15 protein-coding genes are annotated in these 13,471 nt (G+C 45.0%); 10 read left to right on the forward strand and 5 right to left on the reverse strand.

The window, feature by feature from the left end; genetic code table 11:
* Positions 1-620: 620 nt before the first annotated feature.
* Positions 621-875: a hypothetical protein gene (locus ACJA3J_RS08905; RefSeq protein WP_406946082.1), complete on the reverse strand. Its 255-nt coding sequence runs from the start codon at positions 873-875 to the stop codon at positions 621-623.
* Complete coding sequence (locus tag ACJA3J_RS08910; protein ID WP_115895265.1) at positions 876-1,265, reverse strand: SET domain-containing protein; 390 nt, start codon at positions 1,263-1,265, stop codon at positions 876-878. It abuts the gene before it with no gap.
* A gap of 194 nt (positions 1,266-1,459) precedes the next feature.
* Between ACJA3J_RS08910 and ACJA3J_RS08915 the strand changes: the two genes are divergently transcribed.
* Positions 1,460-2,983 carry a BCCT family transporter gene (locus tag ACJA3J_RS08915; protein WP_406946083.1) on the forward strand — a complete coding sequence of 508 codons (1,524 nt, stop codon included), beginning with the start codon at positions 1,460-1,462 and terminating at the stop codon, positions 2,981-2,983.
* 52 nt (positions 2,984-3,035) lie between these two features.
* On the opposite strand, the gene ACJA3J_RS08920 is transcribed toward ACJA3J_RS08915, so the two are convergent.
* Complete coding sequence (locus tag ACJA3J_RS08920; protein ID WP_406946084.1) at positions 3,036-3,599, reverse strand: FAD-dependent oxidoreductase; 564 nt, start codon at positions 3,597-3,599, stop codon at positions 3,036-3,038.
* Between the two features lie 866 nt (positions 3,600-4,465).
* Between ACJA3J_RS08920 and ACJA3J_RS08925 the strand changes: the two genes are divergently transcribed.
* Entirely contained in the window at positions 4,466-5,851 is a 1,386-nt protein-coding gene (locus tag ACJA3J_RS08925; RefSeq protein WP_406946085.1) for an MFS transporter, read from the forward strand.
* 152 nt (positions 5,852-6,003) lie between these two features.
* Here the strand turns inward: ACJA3J_RS08925 and ACJA3J_RS08930 are convergent, their stop codons facing one another.
* Positions 6,004-6,336, reverse strand: coding sequence for a hypothetical protein (locus ACJA3J_RS08930; RefSeq protein WP_089654784.1), 333 nt, complete (start codon positions 6,334-6,336; stop codon positions 6,004-6,006).
* 73 nt (positions 6,337-6,409) lie between these two features.
* Positions 6,410-7,135 carry an SDR family NAD(P)-dependent oxidoreductase gene (locus tag ACJA3J_RS08935; protein ID WP_406946086.1) on the reverse strand — a complete coding sequence of 242 codons (726 nt, stop codon included), beginning with the start codon at positions 7,133-7,135 and terminating at the stop codon, positions 6,410-6,412.
* 202 nt (positions 7,136-7,337) lie between these two features.
* Here ACJA3J_RS08935 and ACJA3J_RS08940 point away from each other — a divergent pair, with 202 nt between their 5' ends.
* The 8 genes from ACJA3J_RS08940 to ACJA3J_RS08975 all read left to right on the forward strand — a co-directional run bounded on the left by ACJA3J_RS08940 (position 7,338) and on the right by ACJA3J_RS08975 (position 13,454).
* Positions 7,338-7,871, forward strand: a complete 534-nt coding sequence (locus ACJA3J_RS08940; RefSeq protein ID WP_406946087.1) for an HD domain-containing protein — start codon at positions 7,338-7,340, stop codon at positions 7,869-7,871.
* Positions 7,872-8,298: 427 nt separating this feature from the next.
* Positions 8,299-8,436 carry a hypothetical protein gene (locus ACJA3J_RS08945; protein WP_167356131.1) on the forward strand — a complete coding sequence of 46 codons (138 nt, stop codon included), beginning with the start codon at positions 8,299-8,301 and terminating at the stop codon, positions 8,434-8,436.
* Between the two features lie 118 nt (positions 8,437-8,554).
* Positions 8,555-8,689, forward strand: a complete 135-nt coding sequence (locus ACJA3J_RS08950; RefSeq protein ID WP_406946088.1) for a hypothetical protein — start codon at positions 8,555-8,557, stop codon at positions 8,687-8,689.
* Positions 8,690-8,770: 81 nt separating this feature from the next.
* Positions 8,771-8,905 (forward strand): hypothetical protein, encoded by a 135-nt coding sequence (locus tag ACJA3J_RS08955; protein ID WP_258871683.1) that lies wholly within the window; start codon positions 8,771-8,773, stop codon positions 8,903-8,905.
* Between the two features lie 229 nt (positions 8,906-9,134).
* Entirely contained in the window at positions 9,135-10,403 is a 1,269-nt protein-coding gene (glp, locus tag ACJA3J_RS08960) for a gephyrin-like molybdotransferase Glp (protein WP_406946089.1), read from the forward strand.
* On the forward strand, positions 10,390-11,421 hold the full coding sequence (moaA, locus tag ACJA3J_RS08965; protein WP_406946090.1) for a GTP 3',8-cyclase MoaA: 1,032 nt from the start codon (positions 10,390-10,392) through the stop codon (positions 11,419-11,421). The genes glp and moaA overlap by 14 nt, the downstream gene beginning before the upstream one ends.
* Before the next feature lie 81 nt (positions 11,422-11,502).
* Entirely contained in the window at positions 11,503-11,928 is a 426-nt protein-coding gene (locus ACJA3J_RS08970; RefSeq protein ID WP_089654780.1) for a YwpF-like family protein, read from the forward strand.
* Between the two features lie 164 nt (positions 11,929-12,092).
* Positions 12,093-13,454 carry a TrkH family potassium uptake protein gene (locus tag ACJA3J_RS08975; protein ID WP_115822183.1) on the forward strand — a complete coding sequence of 454 codons (1,362 nt, stop codon included), beginning with the start codon at positions 12,093-12,095 and terminating at the stop codon, positions 13,452-13,454.
* Positions 13,455-13,471: the final 17 nt, after the last annotated feature.

The raw sequence follows: 13,471 nt of genomic DNA on the forward strand, positions 1-13,471 counted from the left end.
GACCGGAATGATCAACATCTTTGAAATCTCTATTGATATCCAGGAGCGCCGCCCCCGCTGAATGTATAAAATGAAACGCTCGTGACTTCGGTCGCGGGCGTTTTGGTTTGAGCGCATTTACTTAGAGCAGCTTTTTTGTGGTTTTGGATATTTATCAGTAGCTTTTGAGGTTTTATCAGTGGCTTTTGCACTTTTATCAGTGGGTTTGACCGATTTATCAGTATCTATCCCTCTGAGGCTGGAGAATGAAGCGGCTCCGTCATTTCTCCTCCGTCCTTTTTCGGTCCAGAGAATGAATGGAAATCACTCCAACGGCCGTTAGAAAGAAAAGCGGGGCGGTCTATACTTAAGATAACAACAAAACAAAGGAGATGACCGGAATGATCAACATCTTTGAAATCTCTATCGATATCCAGGAGCGCCGTCCTCGCTGAATGTATAGAATAAAACGCTCGTGACTTCGGTTGCGGGCGTTTTGTTTGTTGGTTGTATTTAGATGGAATCTGTTAAATAGCGATTTGGACATTTATCAGTGGCTTTTGAGATTTTAACAGTGACTTAGGCTTTTTTATCGGTGGGTTTCTCACTTTTATCGTTGGGTTTTACTCATTTATCAGTATCTATCCCTCTGAGGCGGGAGGATGAAGCGGCTCCTTCATTTCTCCTCCGTCCTTTTTCGGTCCAGAGGATGAATGGAAATCACTCCAACGGCCGTTAGAAAGAAAAGCGGGGCGGTCTATACTTAAGATAACAAGAAAACAAAGGAGATGACCGGAATGATCAACATCTTTGAAATCTCTATTGATATCCAGGAGCGCCGCCCCCGCTAATAAAAACGGTCGTGACGAAATGTCACGACCGTTTTTGATATTCATTTAAGATTCTTCTTCGTCCTGATCGAACCAAAGGAGTTCCTGCTCATCAACAAAACCATTGTAGTTGATATACACTTCTTCATCCGCTTTGATGTCTTTGAAGGCGTAAAAGTCAAACGTGTGTGTCTCGAAATTGATGACATAGTTGGCGTTCGGCTCGTAGGAGTGGTTGAACATCATTCCATAGCCGAGCACAAAGGCGGTGTGGTTTTCGCCATATTCGAAAGCATAATCAGCCAGGCGGGTTTTTTCGATGTGGACGTGTTCTTCATTTGGGTAAGGGATGACAGGAGCCTGGTGAATCAGCTCATTTTTAGATATATCCCTTTTTGCGAAAATGCCGCGGTTCAATTCTTCGTTTTCAAGTGTAGACGTACGTACTTCGATCATCGTCTTCACCTCCGTAATTTTATAAAAAAGTTCCTAATTGACGGTAAGTCGTGATTATTTGACTATTCAAGTCTGACAGGTATCAGAATGGAAAGCAACTTTCTTATTTTTCAGTTTTCCTAGGACGAGAATAGGAAAAGCAGGCGGAAAGATACTATCTTTAACAATCTTTTTTTGGAAGGGATCGCTTGCTGATGAAAAAATTCAATACAGTATTCAAAGTTTCAGCTGGAATCATGCTTGTGCTTGTCATCATAGGTATCGTCTGGCCGGATGGTTTGGAACAGATGACTACGAACGTCAAAAGTTTTATTGCTAATAAGCTGGGCTGGTATTATTTAATCGTCGTCACTCTCTTTGTGCTTGTCTGCCTCACTTTCCTTTTTACACCGCTTGGAAGAATCAAGTTAGGAAAAAAAGGGGAGAAGCCTGAGTTTTCACGTCCGACCTGGATTGCGATGCTCTTCAGTGCCGGCATGGGGATTGGGATCGTGTTCTGGGGTACGGCGGAGCCTATCAGTCACTATGCCATCAGTTCGCCGACGGGAGAGACCGGGACCGATCAGGCGATTAAAGATGCGATGCGGTTCACTTTCTTTCACTGGGGTATTCACGCATGGGCCATTTACGGCATCGTTGCTCTCGTACTCGCATATTTCAATTTCCGTCACGGCCATGCAGGGCTCATTAGTGCCACATTAAAACCGTTGATCGGGGAAAAGGCTGCGGAAGGAGTTTTTGGAAAAGTCATTGATATCCTTGCTGTTATTGCGACCGTCATCGGGGTCGCGACAACGCTTGGATTCGGTGCCGTGCAGATCAATGGAGGTCTTTCCTATCTTTTTGATATTCCGAGCGGCATTGTCGTCCAATTCATTATCGTAGCGATCGTCACCGTTCTGTTCATGATTTCCGCCTGGACGGGGCTAGGAAAAGGTATCAAAATTCTCAGTAATGCGAACATGGCGCTTGCCGGACTCCTTTTCCTCCTCGTCTTCATTGTAGGACCGACGATGTTCATCCTAAACATCTTCACAAGTTCAATCGGTGCTTATTTTCAATACCTGCCTACCATGAGCTTTCGGATTGCGCCCCTCAATCAGGAAACACGTGAATGGATCAATGCGTGGACGATTTTTTATTGGGCTTGGTGGATCGCGTGGTCGCCGTTTGTCGGTGTATTTATTGCCCGTGTATCAAGAGGGAGGAGCATTCGTGAATTTGTATTCACCGTACTTGTTGTGCCTTCGATCATTGGGTTTTTATGGTTTGCGACCTTTGGTGGAACAGCCATTCAACTGGAGCACAATGCTATTGATACGATTTCTTCTCTAGCTACAGAAGAATCGTTGTTCGGGGTATTCTCGAACGTACCGCTCGGATGGCTGGCTTCGATTGTTGCGATGACACTGATTGCCACCTTCTTCATCACATCTGCAGACTCAGGAACGTTTGTCCTCGGGATGATGACGACAGGTGGTTCCGAAACGCCGGGAACATCCATCAAACTGACATGGGGTGGGTTGTTGTCTGCCACAGCTTTGGCTCTCCTTTACACAGGAGGACTGCAGGCCTTGCAAAATACGATGATCATCGCAGCCCTGCCATTTTCGATCATCATGTTGATGATGGTCATCAGTTTTGTGAAGGCGATCTATAAAGAGGGTAGAGAACTAGGAGTAGGGCGGTTCAACCCGCCGGATGATAAAAAATCATAAAGCGAGCCCCCGGTCTAATAAGATCGGGGGCTTCGTTTTGTATATTCCAAAATTATTTACCCAGCACGTCATGGTCGACATAACGCTTGCCATTCAGCTCACTAATGACATTGATGGCGACTTTCGCTCCGTCACCAGATGTAACAATCGTATGGACACTCACACCAGCAACGGTGCCCGCGGCCCACACTTTCGGCTTCGACGTACGTCCGTGATTGTCGGTCTCGATGATTTTTGCCACGCGAGGCTCGGTTCCTTCGACAACATCAAGTCCAAAAGCTTCCGCCGCTTTTACAGACATGCCTGTCGCAAAAATGACGTGGGACGCTTCATAACTACCTTCGGATGTTTGAATGACATAGAGTTCTCCTTTTTCTTCAATCGCGGCGACGTCATCCTGGACGATTTCCGCCCCGAATTTCTGTGCCTGTTTCTGGCCTTGCTCCAATAGTTTCGGACCTTCGATCGGATCGACGCCATAATGGTTTTCGACCCATGCTTTGGCAGTAATGCTCTTTCCGTTATCAAAAAGAATCGTTTTCTTACCGGCTTTTGCGGTGAAAAGTCCGGCACTGGCACCGGCCGGTCCGGCCCCGATAATCGCTACATCGTACATCCAATCACTCCTTTTTGAAGTTTCTCCTCCATTATATCTGAATTTTCCGCCCATTTAAATTTTAGCAAGCTTGAAAGTTATAACGGCTTTATTTCGAGGTAACAGGGGTTCGTTGCTAAGTTGAGTGGCAGGGGTGGTTGGGAAGCTACTCGCTTTCCTGCGGGGATGGCGGCAAGCCTCCTCGAGCTAAAGCTCTGCGGGGTCTCGCCAGCCAATCCATTCCCGCGGGAGTCTCGCAGCTTCCCAACCACCCCATTCGAAGTGATGAACGAACCCCTACGCTCAGAAGGAGAGGCTTCCATCCTTATTTGTGATAGGCATAAAATGCTCTATATAAAGCGATCACGATGATAATACCTGCCTACAAGTATATATTTCTTCACTTCCCTTAAGCATGAAAGGCAGAAGTGGTTTCGAGATACCATCTCACCGATTCCCTCCGCCCCTTTGACATATGAGGTTCTCGAAATCCCCTTCAAAGTAACCTGCCAAGTCCGGGTGAAATCACACCTAAATCCTGTCATTGTAGGAATTTGAGACATAAAATCCCTGTTGTTTGGAGATTGTTTCGAGATTCTTATTACAGCAAGGGGCTTCTGGGGATGGTGAGACTCCTGCGGGAAGAGAGTGCTTGGTGAGACCCCGCAGGACGGCAGTCCGAGGAGGCTCAACGCACTCCCGCGGAAAGCGAGCCATCCCCAGGATCCCCGATCCGCTCATCAAAAGTCTCGAAACTGAGTCATCAACTAAAGGGAGCTTATGATAAAAAAACTAAATGCGTAGATGTGAGGTTTGGCCGTTGCTTTTGATAAGGATGTCGTGTAGAATCATTTCGGGTAACGAAATAATGGAGGGGAGATCAAAACATGAAAGAAGAACAACAAGTACGTAACCCAAAGGGATTATTGATCTCCCTTTGCGCGGTTATGATGATGTCAGTGATGAATGGAACGATGTTCAACATCGCTGTTCCCGATATAGCAAAAACGTATCAACTGATGCCATCGGAAGTCAGCTGGGTCATGACAGGATATATTATGGTCTATGCCGTCGGGGCTCTCACTTACGGAAAACTGGCCGATTACTATCCATATCGAACGTTGATTACGTTTGGACTCAGCATTTTTTGTGCCGGCTCTTTGTTCGGCTTTTTTGCTCAAAACTATGGGATGGTCCTGCTGGCAAGAGTGATCCAGGCGGTAGGCGGGGCAATGATTCCGGCGCTCGTATTCTTGGCGCCGATTCGTTATTTTCCGAATGAGCGTGGGAAAGTGCTGGGAATCGTCTCATCTGTCATGGCTTTCGCCTCAGGTGTGGGCCCGATTGCCGGTGGATTTATTGCAGGTTTTCTTGATTGGCGGTATTTGTTCTTAACGTCTGCGATGATTATTATTACTTTGCCATTCTTGCGTAAAAACCTGCCTCAAGAAGAGTCGAAAAAAGGGTACATCGATTATCTCGGTGCTGCTTTAATCGCCGGAGTGATTTCTACGCTTATGCTTGGGATTACCCTCGGGATCACTTGGCTGTTCTTGTTTACGGTTCTGTTCTTTGTTTTGAATTTATGGCGCATGAAGGCGATCGACGAACCATTTATACCTGCTCATCTATTCAAAAGCAATCAGTACAGAGCCACCATCATTACAAGTTTTCTCGGTGTCGTGTGTTTGTTCGGCATGATGTTCATGCTGCCGATCATGTTCCGTGATGCTTATGGACTTGGAACGATGATGATCGGTCTCGTCCTTTTTCCAGGGGCATTGAGTGCAGCATTGATGGGACAAAAAGGTGGGAATCTCGTCGATTCAAAAGGGAACACGTTCGTTCTTTATATGGCCCTGGGCTTACTAGGGACCGGATTTGTCGTTTTGTCTACACTTGTCGGCGCACATCCGTATATCGTAAGTGCAGCGATCATCATTGCTTACATGAGCTTTCCACTCGTGCAGGCATCGTCCGCTGACATCCTGGCGAACATTTTACACAAAAATGAAACAGGAGTTGGAATGGGAGTGTTCAACCTGCTCAACTTCGTATCCGGTGCTCTAAGTGGCGCTTTGATTGGAAAAGCGCTCGACGTATTCAACCCTAACCAGCCGTTCAACTGGTTAGGGTTTGAAGGCACGACGGCGGTTTACAGCAACATTTTCTTGGCGTTTTCTCTTATCATCCTCTTAGGATTTCTGCAGTTCCGGATGAATTTTTACAAAAAAGAACACACGTATGCCCAAAAGAAACCCGCTTCCTTGTAAAAGGAGCGGGTTTCGTCTTATGTATAAAAGGGATGCGAAGGAGTCTCTGGATAGTCGTAAAATCAAAGATGATCACTCCTTCGCTCGGAAGAAGGTTCACTATCATTCGACATTTCCATCGTACAACGGTTATTAAGATAATTGTACAAACGTTATACTAAGATAGAAGTTTCGTTTTCAACCATCGCATCATTGTATTTTCTGCGGCACGTACTCTCCGCAATATGATCCTCCCATTCGTCTTCGATTTCGTTGTAAACATCATCTACACACTCGCCATCGATGATCATGACGAATGACTCTTCCTTATCCATGAATAGAAAAAATGATAATAATTTCGGAAGGTGCCCAGCATCAGCAATCAGCTGATTTTGATGTAAGTATAAGTCACACCCATTTTTCGAAATTGTTTTGTACACTTTCATAATCTGGTTTGTTTTTAACGGGCGATTCAATGTGATTTGGTAAGAAGACAGCTCATTCACTGTCGTCACCTCCGTAATGTTTTGTTGCTATATCACTACCCCTACAAAACTTATACTAAACATTTCGCCATCATCAATGTTCATAAATCATTTTTCGAGTCATTCCGCCATCAACGGTCACGTTTTCTCCATTCACAAAATCATTCGCCTCATCCGTCAAATAAAAACAAGCTTTTGCAATATCATCGACCGTACCTACACGATTGGATAAGTGCTGGTCATGATCGACATCTCTCAATTCATGAGGATCGCCTGTATGAATCCAACCCGGACTGATGCTGTTCACCCGGATGTTGTAGGGAGATAAAGAAGCGGCCATCGCATGGGTAAGCGCGAAAAGGCCTCCTTTACTTGCCGCATAAGCTTCCGAGTCAGGCTCAGACATGAACGCCCTCGTAGATGCCATATTCACAATTCGTCCAGGAATCTTATCCTTTTTCCATCGTTCAGCTGCATATTTTGAAAAAAGGAAACAGCTGCGCAGGTTTGTATTCAGCACATGGTCCCATTCATTCACGTCCAATTCGAACATCGATTTGAATTCACTAACGCCGGCGTTGTTGATCAAAATGGAAAAAGGCTCTTTTATTTTTTGGAAAAGAACTTCGACCTCTTCTGGATCACTTACATCACAACGCACGAATACACCATCCACTTCTTTTATCGTTTCCCGACCTTTTTCTTCATTCACATCACAGCCAATCACCCGGTATCCTTTCTCCGCATAAGCTATAGCTAATCCACGCCCAATGCCCTGAGCAACGCCTGTGATGAGTACCGTTTCGTTCATTCTTGTCATGTTTATCCCTCCCCGGAATCGTTTCCTTTTTCTATTATAGGGTAAACTTCCATAGGAATGTGAAATCAATGACTGTATTAAACGTCGTCTGAAAAGATACTTTCCACTCCAAGCTCTCCGAAAGCTGCGAATCAACGAGTGGAATCTTGTTCTAAATGGGTAATCATGATATGATCTTTTTTAAAAAATTGGAGGTGATCGTATGAAAAGAGTGACACTCGTCGATGTGTTCAAACACCGCATTACACAAAAGTACTTGCAGCGCTCAGGAATCAACCACGCGGTCACCGTTGCAGGATACGCATTTGATATGGCATTGAAAAAGGGAGTGGACCCTGATCTTGCTACGAAATCAGCTTTGCTCCATGACATGGGCCATTATGAGTGGTACCGGGATGGGAAATGGGATTATGATGAATACCGGAAATCTGATATCCATGCGATCAAGGGCGCAGAACGGGCCCATAAGCTCCTGATCCGTCTCGGCGAAGACCGTCTCGTCGCGAAGGAAGTGTCTGTGGCTGTTCTTCTCCACACGGACAGCTACCTGCCGTTTGGTCTTGATGAAAAAAGAACGCCGCTTCAACATGTTGTAGCGAAAGCCGATGAAAAGGATGAGCAGCCGATGGGGTTGCATCATTACAAACAAATGGACAAAAGCGAAGCATTGAAGCGATTGCATGAATTGGATTTGAAAATCGAAAAATATTTGCAAGATGATGATGAGTTGGCATAACTTCCTCTGGCCCTTCATACATTGAATCAGAGCAGGGGCGTTATGGGCAGGAATTTTTCTGCCCATCTAAAAAAGTCAAGAATATTTTGGGAATAGGCTTTACTTTCCGTAAAACGTCCTATATAATTTCCAGTGTAAGAAAAATTTCTCAGAAAGCGAGGTCGGAAAACATGAAAAACTGGATGACACAAAACCAAAACAATTTCATACCATCGACCTGCGCGGAGATCCGTATCTGAGATCTACGACTATTTTATAAAAAAGCACTCATATCAGCCGCAGGAGATGCATATTGTATTCCTGTGGCTTTTTTAGTGGAGAGATTTCTTCGAAAGCCGCAGTATGCCCTGCGGCTTTTTCTTATGCTATCTAAGAGTAATTTTACTCTTTAGATATAAATATTACACTTTGAAATGAGGTGATTTTCATGACGATTCAATTTTTCATTTTTACGATTACCGTCGCAAAAAACAAGCAGAAAAGTTGTCAGCCGTTACCCGGGTACCGACCGACGGCGAAAGACCAGTGGCTTGATCGGAAATCTGCATTCAGCCGTTACATGTAACACCTACAAATATTAAGGAGATGATGACAATGGGAGAATTGCTGAGAATGGCTTTTATGAACTGGTTGAATGTTGAGAAGGATACCGCTTAGCCTCAGTACAAAGAGGAGGAAAAAACATGAGAATCCATATGATTCTTTTTACCATCATTATTGAACGTGCGAATGCCGCCTCTGTCGAAAAATCAAAACGACGCAGCCGGCAGATCGACCAGAAAATCAATGATGTGAAAAGCAAATACACACGGATATAACCAATGAAACCTCTGCCTGTCAGGCAGAGGTTTTGTCATAAAATCCTTTCTTCGTTGGAACAATAGGAAGGAGGGGAGTGAATGAACATGGCATCAGGGAATAAGAAAATAACGAAGAGTAATGAGAAAAAGCATGCGCGTAAAGAAGAAAGACGTGGGAAAAAGCAGGATGAGACAGCGATCAACCACGTCGTCAATGTGTACGATCCCATTTAACCAAAACTCAGCCCGGAGCCGTTGCTTCGGGCTTTTAATATTATTTGTCAGATACTGATAAAACACTGAAAACACTGATATTATAACGAAAACCTTCCAGCGATTTACAAGATGAGTGTTTATTTACCAAACCATTAGGGAAAAGAAGTAAATCATACATACAATCTTTGAAAAAATACGAATATTCCTATATGTTCAAAGGAAGACGTTAGTAAAGGAAGGATCGAAGATGAACTTACATAGAAATCCACTCCCTGTACCACAAGCTGTAGACAGGGTTATGAACTATAATAAAGAAGGAAGGTCCGAAGCCGTTCCTCTTGAGAAAAGTGATGGACGCAGGTTAGCTGAAGACTTACTTGCTACGCATCCTGTTCCTCCTTTCAACAAATCCCCTTACGACGGATTTGCTTTACGCTCAGAAGATACGAAGGATTTATCGAGAGAAAATCCAGGCGGCTTCCGTGTAACGGAAACCATTGGTGCCGGCCAGCTCGCAAGTAAACCGGTAGAAAAAGGGGAAGCCGTCCGTATCATGACAGGGGCAGAGATTCCTGAGGGTGCGGATTGTGTCGCAATGTTTGAAATCTGCCAAACCTATGAAGAACAAGGCATCTCTTACATGACATTAAAGCGATCGATGGATCAGGACCAGAATATTATCGGTAAAGGATCCGAGACAGAAGAGGGGACAGTGCTCGTCGAGGCAGGCACGCGTATCAATCCTGGTGTCAAAGCACTCCTCGCTACATTCGGGTATCCAGAGGTGAAGGTTTATCGAAAGCCGAAAATCGGCGTTTTTGCAACGGGAACAGAGCTGCTTGACGTAGATGAACCGCTTCAGCCAGGGAAGATCCGCAACTCCAATGCTCCCATGATTTTATCCCAAATCGAACGCGCAGGAGCGGATGGTCACTTTTTAGGGAAACTGGTGGATGACTTTGACGCTTGTTTTCGTGCCGTTTCCCGTTCTCTAAATTATGATCTTTTGATTACGACAGGAGGCGTATCTGTCGGTGATTATGACCTCATGCCGGACATTTATGAAAAACTAGGGGCTCAGGTGCTTTTCAATAAAGTTGCGATGCGCCCTGGTAGTGTGACGACCGTCGCTGAGCTTGATGGCCAGCTGCTTTATGGATTAAGCGGCAATCCGTCCGCTTGTTATGTCGGTTTTGAACTATTCACCTATCCAATCATTCAAAAGTTGCTTGGAAACCCCGAGCCTTTCCATACACGTATCAAAGCAACACTCGGAGAAGATTTCCCCAAGCCGAATCCTTTCGCCCGTTTCGTGCGTGGGAAGATTCACTACGAGGAAGGGAAAGTGATGGTCTCTCCAGCGGGGATGGACAAGTCGAATGTCGTTACATCCCTGGCTGGAACAAACGCTTTTCTTGTGCTTCCCGGAGGAACGAGAGGATTTAAAAAAGGAGATGCTGTAGAAGCGATCCTTTTAGAAGATCAAAGCGGACAAGAATATTTTGAGGAGGGGTGATCTTATCGATTCACACATCATTGATCAACTCGGTCGTCCCATCAAGGATTTAAGAATATCAGTGATCGATCAATGCAATTTCCGATGTACATACTGTATGCCGGCAGAAATTTTCGGTCCGGATTATGCTTTTTTACCAAAAGAAGAACTCCTGAGTTTTGATGAAATCGTACGGCTTGCGAAGGTCTTCGCCCAATTCGGCGTGGAAAAAATACGCCTGACCGGAGGCGAACCTTTGATGAGGAAAGACCTTGCGGATCTCGTGCGCTGGTTAAAAGAAATCGATGGCATCGAAGATATTGCCGTCACCACGAACGCGGTCTTTCTTGTCAGGCAGGCTCAAAAACTGAAGGATGCAGGGCTTGATCGTGTGAACATCAGCCTTGATGCGATTGAAGATCACGTTTTCCAGGAAACGAATGGACGCGGCATCAAAACGAAACCGGTGTTGAAAGGGATCGAAGCCGCAAGAGACGCGGGTTTAAAGATTAAAATCAACATGGTCGTGAAAAATGGAATGAATGAAGACCAAATCCTGCCGATGGCGCGCTATTTCAAAGGGACCGGCGATACGCTGCGCTTTATTGAATTCATGGAGGTCGGCAACCACAACGGCTGGAATATGGATGCCGTCGTTTCGAAAAAATGGATCATCGAACAAATCGATCAAGAAATGCCGCTCGTGGCTCAGGATCCGAATTACTATGGAGAAGTGGCTTCCCGTTACCGTTATGAAGATGGTTCGGGAGAGATCGGAGTAATCTCATCCGTGACGGAAGCGTTTTGCTCGAGCTGTACGAGGGCCCGTCTATCCGCAGACGGAAACTTGTTTACCTGTCTGTTTGCTTCATCCGGGTATGATTTGAAAACCATGCTTCGTGATGGGGAAGATGATGAAACAATTACGGACTATTTGCTCGCGATTTGGACAGGTCGTACCGATCAATATTCAGTCGACAGGGCCCAAGGGAAGCCGATGAAAGAGAATAAAATCGAAATGTCTTATATCGGTGGATAAAAAAAGGTCGGAATCAGTCTTTGCTCCAGTCCTCTCCGTGTTCTATAATGGAGATAATTATCATTCTCGGAGGTCATTCGAATGAAAACCTTTAAACTGATTTCATTGGATATCGTGGAAGAAAAGCATGAGGATATCACTCAAAGACGCATCAAGCTCGAAGATGGTTTGATCATCAACAGGGAAGATGATCACGGTCGTTGGGTGATTGAGGCGTACGTCGATGAGAGTTATCGCGACTTCTTTGAAACGATGAAAGAAAATCAAGAAGAAATCATCATACAAGTGAAGATTACGAAACAAAGCAACCGTCCAGCGACTTTCCTCGTGAAACCGATTGACGTCAACATGATCGGCGACCGTATGAATGTCATTTTCATGGGAACGATTGTAGATCGGCAGCAGGAACAAGTGGAGTGGGTGTTAAAGCAATTGATGGACGAAGGCTATCAGGGAGAAGACCTCTTAGAAGAATTCAAAAAGCGTGGCCAGGAATCAAAAGCATAAGCATAGGGTTGGAGGCGTCTGAATATCAGACGCCTCCGACGTGTGTATTAGTTCAAATGTCTTAGATTTTTAAAAAAACGGAAGTAATTTGTCGAACATCCTGCTATACTAATAGTGGTGATAGACATCCATTAGACCTGGCAACATCAAAGGAGTTTTACTTTATGTGGGTGAGAAGAAAGAGCCTGCGATGGCTGAATGACTTATCGCCATTCCAATTAATCGCATTATATTATATGGTCGCGGTGACCATATCCTCTATATTGATTGCACTTCCTGTGGCGCACCGGGATGGGGTCAAAGTTGAATTTATCGATGTTTTATTCACGGCGGTCAGTGCGGTCAGTGTCACAGGTTTGACCACCCTGCCGACAGCGGAAACGTTTAGTACGACGGGCTATTTCATCCTGGCGATTGTTCTCCAATTCGGAGGGATCGGTGTGATGACCTTAGGTACGTTGATCTGGTTGATGCTCGGGAAGAAAATCGGTTTGAAAGAACGCCGTTTGATTATGACAGACCAGAACCAGACGTCCTTCGCCGGGATGGTAAGACTTGTGAAACAAATCGTTATCGTTGTATTGGTGATCGAACTGGTCGGTTTCCTTGTCCTGGGTACGTATTTTCTTCAGTACTATGAACCAGGCGAAGCTTATTTGCAGGGTTTCTTCGGTACGATTAGTGCGATGACGAACGGTGGCTTTGACATCACGGGCCAATCATTGATCCCGTTTCGTGATGATTATTTTGTGCAATTCATCAACATCATCCTCATCATTGCCGGAGCCATCGGTTTCCCGGTTCTGATCGAGGTCAAACAATATTTGATGCAAAATCATGAAGAGAAAACGATTCGTTTTTCATTGTTTGCCAAACTGACGACTTTTACTTTCTTTGCCTTGGTTGTATTAGGGACAATCATGATCATCATTTTAGAAAGCAATCATTTCTTTACAGACAAGTCCTGGCATGAAATTTTCTTTTATGCCTTGTTCCAGTCTGTCACAACGAGAAGTGGTGGTCTCTCCACGATGGATATCAATCAATTTACAGAACAAACCCAGCTGTTCATGTCTTCCTTGATGTTTATCGGTGCTTCCCCGAGTAGTGTGGGAGGCGGGATCCGGACGACGACATTCGCTCTTGTGGTCATCTTCGTATTGACCTTTGCCAGGGGCGGGAACAATATCCGATTGTTCAGAAGAGAAGTTCATCCAGAAGACTTGAATAAAGCGGTTGTCGTCACGATCGTCGCCTTATTCGTCTGCTTCAGCGCTGTTATCACTCTGACCATCACAGAACCTTTTACACTGAATGAACTCGTTTTCGAGGTCTGTTCGGCGTTCGGAACCGTTGGGTTATCCCTCGGCATCACGCCAGGCCTTTCTTCCTTTGGAAAAGTCGTGCTTATGCTGCTCATGTTCTTAGGACGAATCGGATTATTGACATTTTTATTCTCATTCAAGAAACATGATAAAGCTCAAGGGAAATTTCATTATCCTAGAGAAAGAATCATTATTGGTTAGAACACAGCTGTTTAGGG

The sequence above is a fragment of the Halobacillus sp. SY10 genome, from assembly GCF_045401165.1.
GTDB lineage: Bacteria > Bacillota > Bacilli > Bacillales > Halobacillaceae > Halobacillus > Halobacillus aidingensis.